The 22522-nt window shown below is 41.7% G+C and carries 16 protein-coding genes; 6 read left to right on the top strand and 10 right to left on the bottom strand.

Going from position 1 to position 22522, the window contains the following annotated elements; translation table 11 throughout:
* Positions 1–39: 39 nt before the first annotated feature.
* Positions 40–1419, bottom strand: coding sequence for a Na+/H+ antiporter NhaC (nhaC, locus tag A3G3_RS0100960; RefSeq protein ID WP_019518672.1), 1380 nt, complete (start codon positions 1417–1419; stop codon positions 40–42).
* Positions 1420–1559: 140 nt separating this feature from the next.
* Positions 1560–3857 (bottom strand): NADP-dependent malic enzyme, encoded by a 2298-nt coding sequence (locus tag A3G3_RS0100955; protein ID WP_019518671.1) that lies wholly within the window; start codon positions 3855–3857, stop codon positions 1560–1562.
* Positions 3858–4090: 233 nt separating this feature from the next.
* Here A3G3_RS0100955 and A3G3_RS0100950 point away from each other — a divergent pair, with 233 nt between their 5' ends.
* From A3G3_RS0100950 to aceF, 3 genes are all read left to right on the top strand, one after another.
* Complete coding sequence (locus tag A3G3_RS0100950; protein ID WP_019518670.1) at positions 4091–4810, top strand: glutathione S-transferase; 720 nt, start codon at positions 4091–4093, stop codon at positions 4808–4810.
* 332 nt (positions 4811–5142) lie between these two features.
* The gene (gene aceE, locus A3G3_RS0100945) at positions 5143–7959 is read left to right on the top strand and encodes a pyruvate dehydrogenase (acetyl-transferring), homodimeric type (RefSeq protein ID WP_019518669.1); all 2817 of its coding nucleotides are present in this window, start codon (positions 5143–5145) and stop codon (positions 7957–7959) included.
* 154 nt (positions 7960–8113) lie between these two features.
* Positions 8114–9811 (top strand): dihydrolipoyllysine-residue acetyltransferase, encoded by a 1698-nt coding sequence (gene aceF, locus A3G3_RS0100940; protein ID WP_019518668.1) that lies wholly within the window; start codon positions 8114–8116, stop codon positions 9809–9811.
* A 103-nt stretch (positions 9812–9914) separates the two neighbouring features.
* On the opposite strand, the gene aroQ is transcribed toward aceF, so the two are convergent.
* The 8 genes from aroQ to A3G3_RS0100895 form a co-directional block, all read right to left on the bottom strand.
* Positions 9915–10376 carry a type II 3-dehydroquinate dehydratase gene (aroQ, locus tag A3G3_RS0100935; protein WP_019518667.1) on the bottom strand — a complete coding sequence of 154 codons (462 nt, stop codon included), beginning with the start codon at positions 10374–10376 and terminating at the stop codon, positions 9915–9917.
* A gap of 3 nt (positions 10377–10379) precedes the next feature.
* A complete protein-coding gene (locus A3G3_RS0100930; protein ID WP_019518666.1) occupies positions 10380–11588 on the bottom strand; it encodes a CCA tRNA nucleotidyltransferase in 1209 nt (402 codons plus the stop codon).
* Between the two features lie 66 nt (positions 11589–11654).
* Positions 11655–12785, bottom strand: a complete 1131-nt coding sequence (gene tgt / locus A3G3_RS0100925; protein ID WP_019518665.1) for a tRNA guanosine(34) transglycosylase Tgt — start codon at positions 12783–12785, stop codon at positions 11655–11657.
* Between the two features lie 159 nt (positions 12786–12944).
* The gene (ggt, locus tag A3G3_RS0100920) at positions 12945–14729 is read right to left on the bottom strand and encodes a gamma-glutamyltransferase (RefSeq protein ID WP_019518664.1); all 1785 of its coding nucleotides are present in this window, start codon (positions 14727–14729) and stop codon (positions 12945–12947) included.
* Between the two features lie 129 nt (positions 14730–14858).
* Positions 14859–15602, bottom strand: coding sequence for a response regulator (locus A3G3_RS0100915; protein ID WP_019518663.1), 744 nt, complete (start codon positions 15600–15602; stop codon positions 14859–14861).
* Between the two features lie 146 nt (positions 15603–15748).
* A complete protein-coding gene (gene mnmA / locus A3G3_RS0100905; protein ID WP_019518661.1) occupies positions 15749–16918 on the bottom strand; it encodes a tRNA 2-thiouridine(34) synthase MnmA in 1170 nt (389 codons plus the stop codon).
* Between the two features lie 49 nt (positions 16919–16967).
* A complete protein-coding gene (locus A3G3_RS0100900; RefSeq protein ID WP_019518660.1) occupies positions 16968–17978 on the bottom strand; it encodes an ornithine carbamoyltransferase in 1011 nt (336 codons plus the stop codon).
* 103 nt (positions 17979–18081) lie between these two features.
* On the bottom strand, positions 18082–18261 hold the full coding sequence (locus A3G3_RS0100895; protein WP_026212770.1) for a DNA gyrase inhibitor YacG: 180 nt from the start codon (positions 18259–18261) through the stop codon (positions 18082–18084).
* 168 nt (positions 18262–18429) lie between these two features.
* On the opposite strand from A3G3_RS0100895, the gene trmB reads away from it, so the two are divergent.
* The 3 genes from trmB (at position 18430) to A3G3_RS0100880 (ending at position 22515) form a co-directional block, all read left to right on the top strand.
* Positions 18430–19098, top strand: coding sequence for a tRNA (guanine(46)-N(7))-methyltransferase TrmB (gene trmB / locus A3G3_RS0100890; protein WP_019518658.1), 669 nt, complete (start codon positions 18430–18432; stop codon positions 19096–19098).
* A 131-nt stretch (positions 19099–19229) separates the two neighbouring features.
* Positions 19230–21938 carry a DNA gyrase subunit A gene (gene gyrA, locus A3G3_RS0100885; protein WP_019518657.1) on the top strand — a complete coding sequence of 903 codons (2709 nt, stop codon included), beginning with the start codon at positions 19230–19232 and terminating at the stop codon, positions 21936–21938.
* 64 nt (positions 21939–22002) lie between these two features.
* Complete coding sequence (locus A3G3_RS0100880; RefSeq protein WP_019518656.1) at positions 22003–22515, top strand: 2-amino-4-hydroxy-6-hydroxymethyldihydropteridine diphosphokinase; 513 nt, start codon at positions 22003–22005, stop codon at positions 22513–22515.
* Positions 22516–22522: the final 7 nt, after the last annotated feature.

Raw genomic sequence — 22522 nt, 5'->3', positions numbered from 1 at the left:
TTGTAGTCTAGCACTCCAATTAAAAAACCAACAAAATCATTATTTTTCATCAATTTTACTGATGGTAAACCCCGTTATACCAAAAATCAACGTCAATAAAAAACAAAAATAACAAAAAAACGCATACGGCAGATAACTGAGTACACTCACATTTAGCACCTGACTGATAAACACCCCGCACACGCTCCACGGTACGAGCGGGTTAATCACCGTACCTGCATCTTCTAAAGTGCGAGATAAATTTTTTGGGTGCAAATCAAATTTGGCAAATAACTCACGAAATGTATGCCCGCTCAACAATAAACTCAAATATTGTTCACCAATCAAAATATTAATGCCAAGCCCTGTGAACGCCGTAGCGGTAATGGCTCGGCTTGGTTTGGTTAATAGATGCTTCATCGCATTGAGTAACGCAGGCAATATGCCCAATGCTTGTAACAAACCGCCCAATGACAACGCTAGCATCACAATCGCAAGGCTAAAAAACATACTTTCTAACCCGCCACGTGATAATAAATCCGCCACCACGCCAAGCTCTTGTGGGGCTTTAAACCCAGCAAAAAAATAACTGCCCATATCCTGAATACTTGGGCTAGAATGGCTATAAGTGATGATAATCGCCACCAAAATACTCAAAATAATGGTATAAATCGCATTGACACGAAGCACGATTAAGCCAATTAACACCACAATCGGCAAAAACGCACTCAAATGCACGAGCTGACTATTTATCAATAGTTGTTGCATTTGTTCAATATTTGCCAAACTCGCTTGATGTAGCGAGCTTGATAACGCATAAAAAATTCCTGCCGAGAGTAGCCATGCAGGAAAGGTGGTGTACATCATATTTTTGATATGGGTAAACAAATCAATACCAACCACCGATGACGCAATCGTGCCTGTATCCGACAATGGCGACATTTTATCGCCAAAAAATGCCCCAGACACCACCGTTCCTGCGACAATTGCAGGATTTGCCCCAAATGCTGTCGCCATACCCATAAAGGCGACACCAACTGTCGCACAGGTCGTTAGGCTACTGCCCAACGCCATGCCGATAATGGATGTCAAAATAAAAGCCGACAGATAAAATAAATTGGGCGAAATGATTTCAAAACCATAATACATCAAAGTTGGAATTGTCCCTGCAGTCATCAGCGACACTACCAATAGCCCAATAAAAAAGAATAAATAAACCGCCCCAATGCCACTCATGACGCCGTTTGCCATATGTTGTTGCAATACCTCAAAGTCCAAACCTTTGAATTTGCCAAACGCAAATAACACACATAAAACTACAATTAACGCCAAATGTGGGGTAAACCCCAATCCAATCATCATCACGCCCATCAGGGCGACAATGATGCTGGCGATAATAACGGCTTCTTGGGTAGAAAGATTTAACAAAGGTTGGTTCATGAGGCTAATTCTTTTAATCTTTATTAAAAAATAATTAAATTTAAATGCTTAAAAATGCCAAATCAATTTGATGCAAAATTTCACGTAAAAAAGGCAATATCCTGAGAAATTGCCTTTTTTAAGGTTTGACTAAAAAATTATTATGCCAAATCTTGAGCTTGAGTTACTGCAATCGCTGTCATATTCACGATACGGCGAGCGGTTGCTGACGGAGTCAAGATATGCACAGGTTTATCCGCCCCAAGTAAGAATGGTCCAATCGCCGCACTGTTGGTTGCGGTTTTTAACAGATTATACGAAATATTGGCTGCATCTAAATCAGGCATAATTAACAAGTTCGCCGAACCTTTCAACGTTGAAAAATCAAAGTTACGGTTACGCAAGTTCTCGTCTAATGCCGAATCGCCGTGCATTTCACCGTCAAATTCAAAATCTACCCCCATCTCGGTTAGCAGGCGGTGTACTTCACGCATTTTTTTGGCACTGTCAAAGTTTGATGTACCAAAGTTAGAATGCGACAACAACGCCACACGTGGGGTAATACCAAGGCGTTTCATCTCATTGGCAGCAAGCACCGTTAATTCTGCAAGTTGCTGGGCAGTTGGGTCTTCGTGAATGTAAGTATCAGCGATAAAGATATTACGCCCTTGCATCAGCACCGCATTCATTGCGTAATATTCATTGACGTGTGATTGTTTGTCAATCACTTTGGTGACATAGCGTAAGTGGTGGTGATAATGGCTAAAAGTACCACAAATCATCCCATCTGCCTCGCCACGTTCCACCATGAGCGAACCAATCAGCGATGTTTTACGGCGTACGTCACGGCGAGCTAATTCTAGGGTAATGCCTTGACGGTTGGCTTTTTTGTAGTAAAAATCCACATAGCTATCATAGCGTGGGTCAGTTTCAGCATACATCAGCTCAAAGTCTTTGCCTGCTTGAATGCGTAAGCCTAAACGGTCAATCTGATGCTCAACTACTTCTGGACGACCGACCAAAATTGGGTATGCCAAACCTTCATCAATGACGACTTGAACAGCACGTAATACGTTCTCATCTTCACCTTCACAAAACACAATGCGTTTTGGATTTTCTTTGGCTTTGGCAAAAATCGGTTTCATGACAAACGCTGAGTTGTACACAAATTCTGAGAGTTTTTGACGATAGGCTTTCATATCATCAATCGGTAAGGTTGCTACACCAGACTCCATTGCAGCTTTGGCAACCGCAGGGGCGATTTCCAAAATCAAATTTGGTTCAAGCGGACCGGGGATTAAATATTCACGTCCAAAACGTTTACTTTCATCCGTGTCTTTTTGTCCAGCTTCTGGTGTGGCTTCTACGTGAGCCATGGCAGCAATCGCTTTCACACAGGCGATTTTCATCTCTTCGTTAACGGTGGTCGCACCCACGTCTAACGCCCCACGGAAAATGTAAGGGAAACACAACGCATTATTCACTTGATTTGGATAATCCGAGCGACCTGTTGCAATAATCACATCGGAACGTACCGCTTTGGCATCTTCAGGTAAAATCTCTGGATTTGGATTGGCAAGGGCAAAAATAATCGGGTCTTTTGCCATTTGTTTGACCATGTCTTGGGTCAACATGCCCGCCGCCGATAATCCCAAAAACATATCCGTATCATTCATCACTTCGCTAAGTTTACTTGCTGTCGTATCAATGGCATAGCGTTGTTTGCTTTCGTCCAAATTTTCACGAGAAGTAGAAATAATACCTTTAGAGTCGGCAACCGTGATATTTTGTTTTTTCGCACCGAGTGCCACGATTAAATCTAAGCAAGAAATCGCCGCTGCCCCTGCACCAGAACACACGATTTTAATTTCTTCAATTTTTTTGCCAGTGATTTGCAACGCATTTAACAACGCCGCTGCAGTAATAATCGCCGTCCCATGTTGGTCATCGTGGAATACGGGAATATTCATGCGTTTACGTAATTCACGCTCAATATAAAAACACTCTGGGGCTTTGATATCTTCAAGGTTAATACCCCCAAAAGTCGGCTCAAGCGATGCAATGGCTTCAATAAACTTGTCAGGGTCATTTTGGGCAACTTCAATGTCAAACACATCAATGCCCGCAAATTTTTTGAACAAAACACCTTTACCTTCCATCACAGGCTTTGATGCAAGCGGTCCGATATTTCCTAAACCAAGCACCGCCGTACCATTGGTTACGACACCAACAAGGTTATTACGAGCGGTATATTTGGCAGCCAACTTTGGGTCTTTTTCAATTTCTAAACATGGCACAGCAACCCCTGGTGAATACGCCAACGCTAGGTCACGTTGGTTCGCCAGTTGTTTGGTTGGTGTGACGGCGATTTTACCTGGCACAGGATTGGCATGATAGTGTAGAGCAGCTTGCTCAAATTGCTCTTTGTCGGTTTTGTTTGAAAAATTTGCTTCTTCCATAGGACACCTTTTTCTTTGGTTATTTGATTGGTTTGGGTTTTTAGGACTAAAAAATAGCAGGATTGCAAAATTTGTTTTGCAATTAAGTGAGAATAATAACACATCTCAACAAAATAACAACACCTTTTTGCTTTTCATTCATCATAAAAAATAGTAGGCTAGTGGATAACCGATTTTACAGCTAAAATCTTTGATTAACCATTTTAAAAAAACTTGCAAAATTAGGAAAATCTATGTCAAATTTGCACCTACATCACCTAAAAAATTCTCGCTCTTCTCGTATCATTTGGCTACTAGAAGAGTTAAGTATTCCTTATCAATTGACTAGCTATGACCGTGAGAATGGACTTGCCCCAAAATCGCTCAAAACCGTTCATTCTATGGGAAAATCTCCAATTTTACAAGATGCACAAAAAACGTTGATTGAGTCGGCACATATCATTGAATATTTGATTGATAATTATGACATGGCTGGTAAAAATATGGCAGAGTTTAAGCCTGAATTGTTGGCAAATTTAGTGATTAACAAACAGTTTCGTCCTGACTACGGTACGACAGCCTATGAACATTACCGTTATTGGTTGCATTTTACCGAAAGTTCGTTGATGCCTTTATTAATTATCCGATTATTGTTTGGTAAAATGGTTCAACAATCGCCAATCGGTATCAAACAAGTGGCAAAATTACTTAGCAAAGGTGTGGAACAATCGTATCTCAATAAAACGTTAAATGCAGAATTATTAATGTTGGACAAACATTTGGCACAAAATGATTGGGTGGCAGGCGAGCAGTTTACAGGGGCGGATATTCAGTTAGAATTTGCCATTGACGCCATGCAAAAAACTCGCCAACTTGAGCCACGTTTTGCCAATATTTATAACTGGTTAAAACGTTGCCATGCTCGTCCTGCCTACCAACAAGCGGTAGCAAAAGGTGGAGAAAATCAATTTTAAGCTAACGCTCATTTGTACCTAGCTTGTTAAAGTGTCAAACATGTTTATGGTTTGACCATTTTGCTATCTTTCATCTGACAAAGCGGTGTTTTTATATCAATAATAGCTATTCAACAGTATTTATTTGTTATTTTTTAAATAAATACCAAATATGTTTGTCAAAAATTAGCGAAATACAAAAAATCCTTGATTTGCGGTAAAATGCGGATTAGGGATAAAATTTTGTTAATAAAATTTTGTTAATAAAATTTTGTTAATTTTTTGTTAAGTTTTATCCATTGTAAACCCTTTTAAAACATTGTTTTATTTTTCACAACCTATAGGAAATCATCATGACTTACTACAATGATGCTGATAAACAAGAAACCCAAGAATGGCTTGATGCTTTTGAATCAGTGATTAAACATACCGATAAAGAGCGTGCGACATTTTTGTTAAAAGCCTTGTATAATAAAGCGGTACAAGAAGGCGTGTTGTTTAACCGCCTTGATACCGCATATATTAACACCATTCCTGTGGAAGACCAACCGTCTTATCCGGGGGATTTAACCCTCGAGCGTAAAATCCGTGCGTTAATCCGTTACAATGCGTTGGCAATGGTGATGCGTGCCAACAAAAATGACGATGATTTAGGCGGACATTTGGCGACTTTTGCATCCAGTGCAACGCTTTATGAAACGGGCTTTAACCATTTTTGGCGTGCCGCAGATGAGCATTTTGGTGGTGATATGATTTATTATCAAGGTCATGGTTCACCGGGGATGTATGCTCGTTCGTTTTTGGAGGGACGTTTGAGCGAAGAGCAACTGATTAACTTTCGCCGTGAAGTGGGTGGCAAAGGGTTGTCAAGCTATCCGCATCCGTACTTAATGCCTGATTATTGGCAATTTCCAACGGTATCAATGGGTCTTGGTCCATTGATGTCTATTTATCAAGCACATATCCAAAACTATCTGGAAAACCGTGGTTTATTGCCAAAACAAGGGCGTAAAATTTGGGCGTTCTTGGGCGATGGTGAGACCGATGAGCCAGAAAGCCTTGGTGCGATTAGCCTAGCAGGTCGTGAAAAATTAGAAAACTTGATTTGGGTGATTAACTGTAACCTGCAACGTCTTGACGGACCAGTGCGTGGTAATGGCAAGATTATTCAAGAGCTTGAGTCTGTGTTCCGTGGTGCAGGCTGGCGAGTAATTAAAGTGATTTGGGGCGGAAAATGGGACACGCTACTAGATAAAGACCACTCAGGTGCATTGAAACAACGCATGGAAGAAGCGGTTGACGGTGAGTATCAACTATACAAAGCCCGTGATGGTAAATTTGTGCGTGAGCATTTTTTTGGCAAGTATCCAGAACTTGCCGAAATGGTGAAAGATTGGACCGATGACGAAATTCAACACCTTGACCGTGGTGGTCATGACCCTGTCAAAGTTTATAGTGCCTTTAGTGAAGCGATGAAAACTAAAGGTCAGCCAACCGTTGTGTTGGTAAAAACGGTAAAAGGCTATGGTTTATCCGCTCAATCACAATCGGTGAATAAAACCCACCAAATTAAGAAATTAGAAATTGAAAATCTAAAATATTTTAGAGACCGTTTTGATTTACCGTTTACCGATGAACAGCTAGAAGAGTTGCCGTTCTATCGTCCAGATGAAAATTCTACCGAATATAAATATCTGATGGGTCGCCGTCAGGCGTTGGGTGGACATCTGCCAAGTCGTCGTAGTGGACACATTCCGCTCGAAATTCCAAGCCTTGATGTGTTTGATAAAGTATTGCAAGGCAGTGGCGATAAAGAGCAATCTACGACTATGGTGTTTGTGCGTTTGTTATCTGCCTTGTTAAAAAACAAAACCATTCAAGACCGTGTTGTGCCAATTGTGCCTGATGAAGCCCGTACTTTTGGTTTGGAAGGGATGTTCCGTCAGTTAGGTATTTATTCTGCCAATGGACAAAAATATGTTTCCGAAGATGCCGAGGCCTTAATGGGTTATCGTGAAGCGGTTGACGGACATATGTTAGAAGAAGGTATCAACGAAGCAGGGGCGATGAGTGCGTGGATTGCGTTGGCAACTAGCTACTCAACCAATGCGTTGCCGATGATACCATTTTACATTTATTACTCAATGTTTGGTTTCCAACGTGTGGGTGATTTGGCGTGGGCAGCAGGCGATAGCCAAGCACAAGGCTTCTTGCTCGGTGGTACGGCAGGACGTACGACTTTGAACGGTGAAGGTTTGCAACACCAAGATGGGCATCAGTTGATTTTATTTAATACCATTCCAAACTGTGTCACTTACGATCCATGCTATGGCTACGAGTTGGCAGTGATTATCCAAGATGGTTTACGCCGTATGTACGGTGAAGGTGAGCGTGTTTATTATTATATTACCTTGATGAATGAAAACTATGTACAGCCTGCCTTGCCTGCCAATCGTGAATATGTGGAAGAAGGCATCAAAAAAGGTATGTATTTGTTAAAAGACAATGGTTCAAAACAAGTACAATTACTCGGTTCAGGTGTCATCTTGCGTGAAGTGGAAAAAGCTGCCGAAATTTTGGCAGAAGAATTTAACATTTCGGCAAACGTTTGGAGCGTAACCAGCTTTAACGAACTAACGCGTGAAGCCATGGCGTGCGATGAATACAACCGTTTGCACCCAACCGAAGAACAAAAAGTGGCATGGGTAACCGAACAACTTGCCCAACATGATGGTATCGTGGTGGCATCAACCGACTATATGCGTCAATTCTCAGAACAAATCCGTGCATGGTTACCAGAAGGTCGCCCATATGCCACGCTTGGTACAGACGGCTATGGTCGTTCGGATACCCGTGCAAACTTGCGTAGTTTCTTTAAAGTAGACGCCGCTCACATCGTGGTTGCCACCTTAAAACAACTGGCAGATGTTGGTGAAGTTGAGCCACGTCTTGTCAAAGATGCGATTGTAAGCCTTGGTATTGATGCTGATGCTAGCCCTGCTTGGCACCCACAGCAACAAATTGACCAATCGCCTGACGCACCGATTACTCAAGGCACAGGCGTGAATGTCAAACCTGTACCGCAGTTGGTAGAAGAAGATGACGACCAAATCTCAAGTGAAGGCAAAGCTGAAGATAAAGCCGATGCCCCTGTGTTAGATGATAAATAATTATTCATTAATGCTTAATTTATTTTAAGGAGTGGGTTAGTCATAATTTTGGCGTAACCCACCAAATTAAAATGCTAATTATTTTTGGGCACTTATCAAAAATTTAATAATTCAATTAATTTTTGCTAAATTTATATTTAAAAAAGGATAAATCATGCAAATGACACTCCCAGACTTAGGCGTTGAAAGTGCCGAAGTCAGCGAAATTATGGTAAAAGTTGGTGATGTGATTAACGTCAATGACAACATTGTACTGTTAGAATCTGACAAAGCATCAGTAGAAGTACCAAGCACCGCACAAGGTAAAATTACCGAAATTTTAATTAAGCTTGGCGACCAACTCAAAGAAGGCGACGTGATTTTAACCCTAGAATCAGACGGTGCAAACACCCAAGCTGAGCCTAGCCAACAGATACAAAGCCAAACAACCGAAACCCCAAAAGCCGAACCCCAAAGGCTAACAGCGGAACAAGCGGAACAACCAACTCAAGCACAAACGACTCCACAAACAAATGAGTTGCCAATGCAGTCGGGTGGTGAACAAACGTTTGCCTTGCCTGATTTGGGCGTGGAAGAAGCCCAAGTTGCTGAAATTATGGTCAATGTGGGCGATACAGTAGCAGTCGACCAACCTGTGATTTTGGTAGAATCTGACAAAGCATCAGTAGAAGTGCCTGCCCCTGCGAGCGGTAAAGTGGTAGAAATCTTGTTAAACTCAGGTGATGTTGCCAAAAATGGACAAGATTTTATCGTGATTGAAACCGTGGGTTCTGCCCCTGTTGCAACCACGCCAAGCACGCCAACTGCCCCAAAAGCAGAAAGCCCAAGCGTTGCACCGACTGCTACAACTAACGTATCAGCACCTGCACCAAAAGCGGATACTAAACCAACCCAAGCCTCAGCATTAACTGAGCAACAAGTAAACGCTAAATTAAGCGATGCGTATGCAGGTCCTGCCGTGCGTAAACTTACCCGTCAGCTTGGCGTGGACATTACCCAAGTTAAAGGCACAGGCATTAACGGGCGTGTGGTCAAAGAAGACTTGTTTGCCTATGTAAAACAACAACTGCAAAACCCACAAACCACCACTATATCACAAACAACAGGCGTGCGTGCAGGCTTGCCACCGCTACCTGATATGTCAAAAGTGGATATTTGGGGAGAGACTTATACCGAAGATTTAAGTCGTTTGCAAAAAGTGTCTATTCCACAGCTAAATTATAATACCCTGTTGCCACAGGTAACCCAGTTTGATTTGGCGGATATTACCGACACCGAAAATCTGCGTGGCGAGTTAAAAGACGACATGAAAAAACAAGGCGTGTCTTTGACAATCCTTGCATTTATCATGAAAGTAACTGCGTATGCCTTGCAAAAACATCCGAAATTCAATAGCCATTTATCCGATGATAATACCCAAATCATCGTACGTAAATCGGTACATATGGGTTTTGCAGTGGCAACTGATAATGGTCTTACTGTGCCTGTCATCCAAAACGTGCAAGATAAAGGCATCGTGCAACTTGCCAAAGAAATCGGCGAACTTGCCAAAAAAGCCCGTGATAACAAGTTAACTGTCAAAGAATTGCAAGGGGCATCATTTACCATTTCTAGCCAAGGTAACTTAGGCGGAACGTACTTTACACCACTCGTTAACTGGCCACAAGTTGCGATTTTGGGCGTGTCAGAGTCTACTTTCCAACCACGTTGGAATGGTAAAGAGTTTGAGCCACGCTTGATGTTGCCACTGTCATTGTCATACGACCACCGTGTGATTAATGGGGCGGATGCCGCTGTGTTCACACGTTACATCGCAAAACTTTTGCAAGACCCACGTAAAATTTTGTTGTAAATTAATAAGTTGGCTTTAAGAAAAAAGGCAAACAAATTCGTTTGCCTTTTTAATTTGATGACAGAATAGCTCGTATTTTAAGTTGAAAACAATTATTTATCAATCACTTAGCAAATTTATCAATAAAATAATCCAACGCTGATATATAACCCAACGCCCCTAAACCACAAATCACCGCATCAGCTTTATCGCTAAAAAATGAATGATGACGAAACGGTTCACGGTGGTGAATGTTGGATAAATGCACTTCTACAAACGGCTTGTCAATCGCCAACAACGCATCACGCAGTACCACAGATGTGTGCGTAAAGCCTGCAGGATTGATAATCACGGCATCAATTTTTTCCCGCTCATCTAGAGTTAATAACCCGTGATATTGAATTTTGTGTATCAGTTCATATTCGGCATTGGACTGAAAAAATGTAAGTTGTAAACCATGTGCTAACGCTCGCTGTGCTAAATCTACTTCAATATCAGCTAAGGTTTGGTAGCCGTAAATCTGCGGTTCTCGTTTGCCAAGTAAATTTAAGTTTGCACCGTTAATCACTAAAATATGTTTTTTCATTTTTTATCCTTTTGCTGAAATAATTTCATCTAATTTTGCCAAACGCAACGTATCAATCGCATCGCCAATCGCTTTGCCTGTCAATTCGCTACTCACGTCTTTGGCTGAAATAGGCTGTAATGTGCTAATGATTTTATTCAGTATAACCTGTTCACAAGCCAGTTGATAGACTTTAACAAGGCTTAAAAGTTGCTGTAAAAGTTCGGGTTGTTTTAACGCATTGCAAGTTTTTATTAAGTCAAAAAGCTGTTCACTAGTCAGTTGATTAAAGTTTTCTAAATTGTCTAACTGGGTTAAAAATAATTGGCTAAAGTGACTGTAAGATTTTGGGGCTTTTAACTGTTGGTAAAAAGCCTTAAAGAGCTCACAATATTTTAGATTTTTATTATTTTCAACATTCAAAAAAGCTGTGCAAAGTAAAGCAAAACGGCTGACTTCATTTAGGTGAAACTCGTGAGCAAGGCGTAATGCGTGGCTGACAATCGCTTGCTTTTCGCTATAAAGCCCTTCATCTCTGGCAATACTTAACGCAGGCATGATAATGCCTAATACGCCCAATTTGCTTAAAGTAGAAAAATACACGTCTGCCCATGCTTGGCTTAATGCCTTGTGAGTTTCTGCCCACACACGTTCGGCGACTAGGTGGTTTAATTCACCGTCATCTCGCATTTTTTGCACCAATGCTACCGTTTCATCAGCAATACTAAAGCCAAGCGGTGCGTAACGGCTCTCAAATCTTGCCAAGCGTAATACTCGCACAGGGTCTTCGGCAAAAGCGTCCGATACATGACGTAATTTTTTGTTTTTTAAGTCATTTAATCCACCGTAAGGGTCAATGACATAATTTTTGTCAAATTTACCATATTTAAAATTGCTGTCAAACAAACCGCCGACTTCAATTGCCATTGCGTTAATGGTCAAATCTCGGCGGATTAGGTCATCTTCTAGCGTGACGCTTGGGTCGGCGTGGACGGCAAAGCCAAGATAGCCGTTGCCTGTCTTGCGTTCGGTGCGGGCTAAGGCGTATTCGTCATGGGTGATTGGGTGCAAAAATACGGGAAAATCCGCTCCGACTTGGACAAAGCCTTTGGCAACCATGTATTCTGGCGTTGCTCCAACCACGACATAATCGTGTTCGGTAATGGAGCGACCTAACAGCGTATCACGCACCGCACCGCCGACTAAGTAAACTTTAATCTGGTTTTGGGTCATGTTGTTTAACTTGATTTGTCTTGAGAAAAAAGGCAATAGCTTACGAAATTACCTTTTTCATCACGTTTAATGGGTTAGACTCGGCTTCTCAAGCCCCTGCTTTTGATAAAATTCACTGACAAATTCATCAAACGTGCCATTATCTAGGCTATCACGAATGCCTTGCATAAGATTTTGATAAAAGCGTAAATTATGAATGGTGTTTAATTGAGCAGATAACATTTCGCCACATTTATGCAGATGGTGTAGATAGGCACGGCTAAAGTTTTGGCACGTGTAGCAGTCACATTCGCTATCGAGCGGACTTTCGTCAAAACGATGCACCGCATTTTTGATTTTAACGACACCTGTGGACACAAACAAATGCCCGTTCCGTGCGTTACGAGTTGGCATCACGCAGTCAAACATATCCACCCCACGGCGTACCGCTTCCACAATGTCAATGGGTGTACCCACCCCCATCAGATAGCGTGGCTTATCGGCTGGCATCATATCAGGTAGATAATTTAACACACCAAGCATCTCATCTTTTGGCTCACCGACCGACAGTCCGCCAATGGCGTAGCCGTCAAACGGCATTTGTAATAAGCTATGCAACGATTTTTCACGCAAATCCCGATACATCGAGCCTTGAATAATCCCAAATAAGGCGTTTTTATTACCCAATTTTTGATGTTCATTAATACAACGCTCGCCCCACCGTAACGACAATTCAAGTGATTTATCTGCTTCTGAGTAGGTGGCAGGATAAGGTGTACACTCGTCAAATTGCATGACAATGTCAGAATTTAACGATTTTTGAATTTGCATGGAAATTTCAGGTGATAAAAACACCTTTGCCCCGTCAATCGGTGAGCGAAAATATACGCCTTCTTCCTTGATTTTTCGCATGGCTCCCAATGAAAACACCTGAAATCCGCCAGAATCGGTCAAAATCGGCTTATTCCAACCAATAAAATCATGCAATCCGCCAAATTTATCAATCACGGCTGTGGTCGGTCGTAGCCACAAATGAAAAGTATTGCCTAAAATAATATCAGCTCCGATGGCGTGAATATCTCGTGGTAGCATACCTTTAACCGTGCCGTACGTGCCAACAGGCATAAAGGCGGGCGTCTGGACATCGCCGTGTGCAAGGTGAACTGTGCCTCGTCTGGCTCGTGTGGATTTATCGGTTTTGTGGAGTGTAAATTTCATAATCTTGTTTTGCTAAATAAAAACAGCTATTATAACATTATTTAGCAAAATAATGATAACTGGGAATGAGATTGTGCTAAAAAAATGTTTAAAATAAAACAAGATTAGCCAAGTTAACCTGAAGAATCTTGATTATCATGAATGATTAAAAATAACGCATTATTTACCCATGACTCTACCTTCACGGCGAGGGTCAGCACCACCTTGCAAACCTGTCTCGGTAATGATAATGCCCTGTACACCAGAATTTAGGTCTCTGATATCGGTTTTATATCCCAAATTCATTAAAGGCGTGTTCAGCTCTTCAGCCCTACTGCTTTTTTCAATTTCATAACTGCCAAAACGGTTTAACACGTTTGGATAATTAATCGCTTGTTGAATATCCATGCCCCAATCCACATGAGCGACCAAAGTTTTGGCAACATAGCCAATAATGCGAGAGCCACCTGGTGAGCCGACTGCCATATAAGGCTTACCGTCTTTCATAACAATTGTTGGTGCCATCGATGAGCGTGGGCGTTTACCACCTTCCACACGGTTGGCGACAGGTTTGCCGTTTTTGCTTGGTTCAAAAGAAAAATCGGTCAATTCGTTGTTTAGCAGATAGCCATTTGCCATTAAAGTTGAGCCAAAGGCGTTTTCAATAGAAGTCGTCATGGATAACGCATTGCCATATTTATCGACAATGCTGATGTGGCTTGTAGAGGGCAATTCAAGGCTTGGAGCGGGGGCAAAAGTTGTGGATATTTCGCCTGCTTTGACGTTTTTGAGGGAAACATTGCTGGTTTTAATCAGCTCTGCACGCTGTGCCAGATATTGTTTAGAGAGCATTTGGGCGGTGGGAACGTTAACGTATTTTGGGTCGGCAACATATTGTTCACGGTCAGCAAATGCAAGTCTTGACGCATCGCCAAGCACTCTTAAAGTATGGTCGTGATTAATCGGCAATTGATTTGGCAAAAATTGGTTCAAAATGCCAACAATCTGCCCCAATGCAATACCGCCCGAGCTTGGAGCTCCCATGCCACAGACTTGATATTGGCGATAATCGGCACAAACAGGCGTGCGTTCAATCACCTGATATGCCCCAAAATCCGCCATGTTAAGCGTGCCTTTATTATCGGCATGATTGACAACTTGTACGATATTTTGAGCGTATTTGCCGTGATAAAATGGCTCACTGCCTTCGTTAGCAAGGGTTTGTACCGTTTTGGCGAATTCAATATTTTTTAGCAAATCGCCTGCTTTGAGTGGTGTGCCATTGGGCAAAAAGTAGTCTGCCGTGGTTTTATATTTTGATAGTGAAATTTGATTGCTTTCAATGGAGTTTGCCATGCGTTGCGACACTTTAAAACCGTCGGTTGCAAGACGGATAGGCGTGCCAAAGAGGTTTTTCCATTCCAATTTGCCATAACGCTTGTGCAAATCTTGCATTAATAGCGGAATGGCAGGCACACCCACCGAACGACCGCCAACCACAGCGTCCATAAAGCCCATAGGTTTGCCATCTTTCATAAACAGATTTTCATCTACCGACATGGGGGCGGTTTCACGTCCGTCAAAGGTGGTTAATTTTTTGTTTTCATTGTCCCAATATACCACAAATGCCCCACCGCCAAGCCCAGACGACTGAGGCTCTACAAGGCTTAAAGTCGTCTGCACAGCGACCATGGCATCTACCGCCGTACCACCGTTTGCCAAAATATCATAACCTGCCCGTGTTGCCAACGGATTTGCACTGGCAACCATAAAGTCTTTGGAATGGGTGAGTTTTTGCTCTGTCAATCCATAGCCCTGCTCTGGGGCGATGTCTTGTTTAGAAGGGGTGGTTGGATTGGTAGGATTTTGAGCGTTAAGCTGTTTGCCTAAATCAAGGCTACTGCTACAGCCTGTGAGCGAGCTTAACAGCATCAATGATGACATGATATAGATAGGTGATTTCATAAAAGCTCCTTTTTTAGAAAATTCTGGATTTATTCTACTATAATCAAGTCTTGATAACAAGTTTATCGTTATCTTCATTGACACATAATTGTAAAAATATTAAACAAATCATTATGTAAAAATGCTCAATCATGACAAACTATAACCGAGTCCACGATGCGTGATAATTACTTCACAATCAGGCTGTATTTCGGCAAGTTTTTGGCGTAAAGTTTTGACATGGCTGTCAATGGTGCGTGCTAAACGGTGTTCAGGAAAATCGCTGATAGTTGCCAAAATTTGCTCACGGCTCAAAATTCGGCTTGGATTATTTAATAAGGTTAGCATAATTGATAATTCAGTTTTACTTAAATTTAGCACTTGGTTTTGCCAAGTTAAATGACACACGTCATCTAGGTATTGCCATTCGCCTGAATTTAAGGTTTTGTGAAAATCTTTGCCCAAATTAGTAGCTGTCTCTAACTGGTGGCTTGCTTGGTGCATTTGCTCACGGCGGAGCATAGCTTTAACGCGTGCGATGATTTCTCGTGGGCTAAACGGCTTGGTGATATAGTCGTCCGCCCCCATTTCCAAGCCGATAATTTTGTCTAATTCGTCATCTCTTGCGGTCAAAAATAAAATCGGTATGTGTTGGTGGCAGTCGCCAAAACGGATTTGTTGGCACAACGAAAAACCATCGCCGTCAGGCAAGCCCACGTCCATAATAATAACCGATAATTGTTCGGTTGTTTGCAAAAATGGCTTGACTTGGTTGACGGTATCTAGCCACGTGGTTTGCCAATTTTCACGTTCTAACGCAAATTGTAGGGTACTGGCAATGGCTGGGTCATCTTCAATAATCAAAATATGTGGGGTAAATGGCAAGCTTGTCATCGGTGTTGTTTTTTGCTAAAAGGTGGGTTATTGTAGCGGTTTTTTAGCATTTTCACAATAAGGATAATGCTAAGTGAATATGAAAAATATGACGGATAAATGGCAATAAAATGATTTAACATAGCTTCATTATCATATAAATTTATTTAACATTCAACAGGGGTATTTACCCACTTAATCACGCCACCACCTAGGCAAATTTCACCATTATAAAATACACAGGACTGTCCGCAAGTAACCGCTCGTTGTGGCTCGTCAAATATGACTTTGACTTGTAACCCTGTGTCATCTGTTGCAAAAACTGTACAACGTTGGTCAGGTTGGCGGTAGCGAGTTTTAGCGGTGCATTTATAACCATTTTCGCTAAAAATTTCAGCAGGAATATTAGTTATCCAGTCTAATTTGTAGGCAATGAGCTGGTTGGATTGCATTTGTGGGTGGTCGTGCCCTTGACCCACGATTAAGCGGTTATTTTTTAAGTCTTTATGCAAGACAAACCACGGCTCTTCAGGGCGATTTTTCACCCCACCAATACCGATACCACCACGCTGACCGATAGTATAATACATCAATCCGTCATGTGTACCGATTTTTAGACCATCATCGGTGTAGATATCGCCTTTTTGGGCAGGCAGGTACTGTTGTAAAAAGTCTTTAAATCGCCGTTCGCCAATAAAACAAATGCCTGTAGAATCTTTTTTCTTAGCGGTGGCAAGGTTGTAACGTTCGGCAATTTCACGCACTTGCGGTTTTTCTAATTCGCCCACAGGAAACAAAGTTTTGGCGATTTTATCGCCTGATACTGCGTGCAAAAAATAACTTTGGTCTTTGTTATTGTCAAGCCCACGCAAAAGCTCGGCTTTGCCATTTTCGCTAAAGCTTCTGCGAGTATAATGTCCTGTGGCGATATAATCTGCCCCAAGCCCGAATTTGGGATTGGTTGCATAGTCCAAAAACGCCTTGAATTTAACTTCTTTATTGCACAAAATATCAGGATTTGGCGTGCGACCTGCCTTATATTCGTCCAAAAAATGCTCAAAGACATTGTCCCAATATTCCGCCGAAAAATTTGCTGTGTGAAGTTTGATACCGAGTGCATCCGCCACTGCTTGGGCGTCCGCAAGGTCGGTGAGAGCGGTGCAGTATTCGGTGCCGTCATCTTCTTCCCAGTTTTTCATAAACAGACCTTCAACATCAAAACCTGCTTCTTTTAACAAAACCGCTGACACCGAACTGTCCACACCGCCTGACATACCGACGATGACTTTTGTTTGGCTGGGGTTAGGAATGTCTTTTAAAGTAAGTGCATTTTTCATATTTTTATCAATTTTTTTAAAATAAAATTAATTTAATCATTAAGTCAAATTACAGACCACCTAATGAGCTGACCATCACCGCTTTGATAGTATGCATACGGTTTTCTGCTTGTTCAAAGGCGATGTTGTAGGGGGATTCAAACACTTCTTCGGTAACTTCAATGCCGTTTGTAAGCTGTGGATACTGTTCAGCAATTTGCTGTCCGATTTTTGTTTCAGTATTGTGAAACGCTGGCAAGCAGTGCATAAATTTCACACGTGGATTGCCAGATGCCTTGATTAAATCCATATTGACTTGATAAGGCATAAGTAGGTTGATACGCTCGCCCCACGCTTCAATTGGCTCGCCCATAGACACCCAAACATCGGTATGGATAAAGTCCACGCCTTTTACCGCTTGTTGTACGTCTTCGGTAATGGTGATTTTTGCACCGCTTAATGTTGCAAACTCTTCACATATTGTTATCAATGCTTCGTGGGGTTGCAAATCTTTTGGGGCACAGATACGCACGTCCATACCTAATTTTGCACCGACCAATAACAACGAATTACCCATGTTGTTGCGAGCATCGCCAACATAAACATAGCTGATTTCGTGCAATGGCTTGTCGCTGTGTTCACGCATGGTCAAAACGTCTGCGAGCATTTGCGTTGGGTGGTATTCATCGGTCAAGCCGTTAAACACAGGCACACCAGCGTATTCTGCCAATTCTTCCACCACGCTTTGTTTAAAACCACGATATTCAATGGCATCATACATACGCCCTAGCACACGAGCGGTATCTTTCATGGTTTCTTTATGACCGATTTGTGAAGAATTTGGGTCAATATAGGTAACGTTTGCCCCTTGGTCGTAAGCGGCGACTTCAAAGGCACAACGTGTACGGGTAGAAGTTTTTTCAAAAATTAACGCAATATTTTTGCCTTTTAAATGTTGCTGTTCAGTGCCTGCGTATTTGGCACGTTTTAAATCACGAGATAAGTCCAATAAAAAGTGTAAATCTCGCTCAGTATGATTGACAAGGCTTAATAAATGGCGGTTGTTAAGATTGTAAGGCATCAGAATTCCCTTAAAATAAGTGAAATTTAACCACAGATTATAACCAAAAATTCTACGATAAGCGATAATTTTTTAGCAAATCATCAGATGATTTAATCATTTTTTAGTGTTCAAACTGCTGTGAAAAATCGATTTCTTGGGTTGGGATTTTATAATCTTCATTTGCCCACGCCCCAAAATCTATCAAGCGACAGCGTTCACTACAAAACGGCTTAAATTCATTACCTTGCCAAGCGGTTAACTTTTTGCATTGTGGGCAAGGGTAGGATTTAAGCGGTTGAATTGGCTGATTTTCATTGAGGTTGCTTGGGTTTTCTGAAAGGTTTTGTGTAAAGTTTTCTGAATTAGCCATAATATTGCAGTGTGGGTCGAATGACTTGAGATTGTGGTGATTAGTTGTTAAAATTTGCCAAAATTATAGCATTTTTTGCCAAGATGAAAAAGAGTTTTTATGAGCCAAAACCTGTTAAACCAATCTTTATCCCACCTTTCACACCGTGCCGAACGCTATTTTCAAGCCGATAAAATCCGTCACCCCAGAGATTTTCAGCCTTTATCAGCAGATTTTTGGCAAAAAGACAATATTTGTTTGGAAATTGGGGCAGGCAAGGGCAAGCATGCTATGCAGTTCGCCACGCAAAATCCTGACGCTCAGCTGATTGCGATTGAACGCACGCAAGAAAAATTTACCGCTATGCAAAAATCCGCAACGCTGGCAAATTTACCCAATTTACACATCATTCATGCCGATGCGGTGGCGTGGGTGGTGCATGGTATACCAAAAAATAGCCTAAGCAAAATTTTTATTTTATACCCCAATCCAGAACCACATAATGCCAATCAACGTTGGCTAAATATGCCGTTTTTTGAGTTTTTATTGTCTCGGTTAAAAGTGGGCGGAGAGCTGATTTTGGCGACCAATATCGCTGATTATGCAGATGAAGCCTTACAAAAAGCGGTAGATATTTGGCAATTACCCACGCAAAAAACCACCGTGCCAAGCGATAGCGAACGCACACATTTTGAAGTGAAATATTTGGCAAGGGAGGAGACTTGTTGGCAATTAACCATGCAAAAACCTGACGGTTATTTGACTCGGTTCGATAATGGTTTTCGCTAATTTTTAAGCAAAATCAAGCAAAAAAAGTGTAAATTGTGTTATAATGTTGCCTTTGTGATATTCGCTGTGCTTGTTAAAAATTAACGAACAAAATTTTGGCGAATTTGTTAACCGTATTTTAAGGAACACCCATGACGACCGATTCAATTAGCCCCATTGGCATTGTTGATGAACTCAAACAATCCTACCTAGATTACGCCATGAGTGTGATTGTTTCTCGTGCCTTGCCAGACGTACGAGATGGGCTAAAGCCTGTTCATCGCCGTGTACTGTATGCGATGCACGAACTTTCTAATGATTATAACAAACCTTATAAAAAATCTGCCCGTGTGGTCGGTGATGTTATTGGTAAATATCACCCACATGGTGATACCGCCGTCTATGATGCGATTGTGCGTTTGGCACAGCCGTTTAGTATGCGGTATATGCTCGTTGATGGTCAGGGAAATTTTGGCTCGGTTGATGACGACCCGCCAGCTGCCATGCGTTACACCGAGGTGCGTATGCAAAAACTCACCCATCAAATGCTTGCCGACCTTGACAAAGACACGATTGACTGGGAAGCCAACTATGACGGTTCAGAGCAAATGCCCTCTGTGTTACCTGCTCGTATTCCAAATTTGTTGGTAAATGGTGCAACAGGGATTGCCGTCGGTATGGCGACCAATATGGCACCTCATAATTTAACCGAAGTTATCAACGCCTGTATTGCCTATGCCGACAATCCACACATCACAGGTGAAGGCTTAATGGCATATATCACAGGTCCTGACTTTCCGACAGGTGGCATTATTTATGGTCGCAGTGGTATTGTAGATGCGTATCGCACTGGTAAAGGTCGCTTGCATTTGCGTGGGCGTTATCACATTGAAAAAATGGCAGAAAGTGGTGCAAATAAAGACCGTGAACGCATTGTCTTTACCGAAATTCCCTATCAAGTGAATAAAGCCAAGCTCATTGAAAAAATCGCCGAATTGGTGCGTGATAAAAAATTAGACGGCATTAGCGAAATCCGTGACGAATCTGACAAAGATGGTATGCGAATTGCCATTGACTTAAAACGTGGTGAAAATGCTGAAGTCTTGGTAAACAATTTATTTTTACAAACACCATTAGAATCCAGTTTTAGTATTAATATGGTTGCCCTAGATAATGGACAGCCTAAGCTTATGACCTTGCGAGATTTGATTTCTGCCTTTGTGCGACATCGTCAAGAAGTGGTTACTCGCCGTACTATTTTTGAGCTAAAAAAAGCGTTGGCTCGTGGACATCTATTAGAAGGTCTAACCATTGCTTTAGCCAATATTGACAATATCATTGAAACCATTAAACAATCTGCCAACCGCCAACAAGCCCGTGATAATTTATTGGTAAATGTTTGGCAATCTGGTGGTGTGATTGCCATGTTGGAATCGGCTGGCAGTGGCTCAATTCGTCCAGAATTTATCGAAGGCGAAGATTTGAACGCACCGTTTGGCTTGATTGATAACAATCAGCATTATCGCCTATCGCCTGACCAAGTCAATGCGATTTTAGATATGCAGTTGCACCGTTTGACAGGCTTGGAACAAGACAAAATCCAAGCGGAATTTAAACAAATTTTGGCCCAAATTGCCGAATTACAAAGTATTTTGGCAAATTTTGACAAGCTTATGCAAGTGATTAAAAATGAGTTAAATGAGATTTTAACCAACTTTGGCGATGTTCGTAAAACCGAAATCGTGGATAGCCGAGCCGATTTTACCCGAGAAGACCTAATTCCTGAAGAGCAAATTGTTTTGACTATTTCACAAACTGGCTATGCCAAAACCCAACCTTTGTCCGATTATCAAGCCCAAAAACGTGGCGGACGTGGTAAATCAGCAACCAGTATGAAAGAAGATGACGTGGTGCAACATTTGGTGGTAACTTCTAACCATGCCACTGTATTGTGCTTTACCAATATTGGCAAAGTATATCGGCTAAAAGCCTATGAAGTGCCTGTGGCATCTCGTGGTTCCAAAGGTCGCCCTATGGTAAATCTATTGCCGTTGGCAGAAAATGAGACGATTTCGGCGATTTTGGCATTAAAAGATTTCCCTGAAAATCACTATGTCTTTATGGCAACTGCAGGCGGAACGGTTAAACGTGTGGCATTAAAAGAGTTTGCCAATGTATTATCTATCGGTAAAAAAGCCCTTGAAATGCACGATGGTGACAGCCTGATTGGGGTGGATTTGACAGACGGTAACCAACAAATCATGCTGTTTAGCAATGCAGGTAAAGCTATTCGTTTTTCAGAAAATGATGTGCGAGTGATGGGGCGTACCGCTCGTGGCGTGCGTGGTATGCGGGTTTCGCTGCTTGCCAATGTTAGCGATGATGAAGAAATCATTGAAGAAAATGATGATGAAGAAGAGAGTAATGTTGTTAGTCGTGTGGTGTCGCTAGTGGTTGCCCCTGAAGACGGTGAAGTGCTATGTGCCTGTGCTAACGGCTATGGCAAACGTACCCTTGTTAAACATTTTACCCTGCGTAAACGTGGCTCACAAGGCATGATTGCCATTCGCACTAGTGAGCGTAATGGTGAGTTGGTCAGTGCCATTGAAATTGATGAAACAAAAGATTTGTTATTAATTTCAAATACAGGCACGTTGGTACGAACACGCGCGTCCGAAGTTGCGACTGCAGGACGTACCGCTCAAGGCGTGAAGCTTATCCGTTTGGGTGAAAATGAAACCTTAGTTGGTATCGTCTCAGCCGAAGCGGTACAGGAAGATGATGATTTTAGCGAAAATGACGAGACGCAAACCATGGAACTGACCGAAGCCTTACAAGAAGACGGTTTATTGGAAGAATAATCATTCGTTTTGCTAAAAAACCCAATTTTACCATTGGGTTTTTTAAAATTTATAGGTTCTTAGTATGTCAAAGCCCACCGTAGCTGATTTTAGCGTAGAGCAGGTCCTTTTTTCACTGGCGACCAATGTCGATAATCGCTATCTGTACTATGTCAGCCACTATTTTGTGACGCTTGGTGAGGTATGTGTTAGTGATATTTATCAAAGTATTGCTGTAGATATGCATAATAATACTTATCATAATCAAATGCTATGGCTAAATTTTGCCTTGCCAGTCTTTTATCAAGATTTATTGAGCTTAAGCAAACAGTTAGAACAGCAACACGACCGCCAAAATTTTACCAAGCCCTTGGTTAGCCTAGATATTGACATTATTGCGGTTAAAACCCAAAATGTACTTAATACACAAAAAGATGAGAAAAATCAAACCTTTATCAAGTTAGAAAATAATTGGTATGGCATTGATAGACGTCTGCCATTAGCAGATTACGATAAAATCTGTTATGATAATTTGTGCCAAAAAATTCTCCAGACATTATCGCAACCCATCTCACAAACTTTGCCAAACTTGGTTTAACCAGTCA

This window comes from Moraxella boevrei DSM 14165 (assembly GCF_000379845.1).
In the GTDB taxonomy this organism is placed as follows: Bacteria; Pseudomonadota; Gammaproteobacteria; order Pseudomonadales; family Moraxellaceae; genus Faucicola; species Faucicola boevrei.
This window is presented reverse-complemented; position numbering and strand designations above follow the sequence as displayed.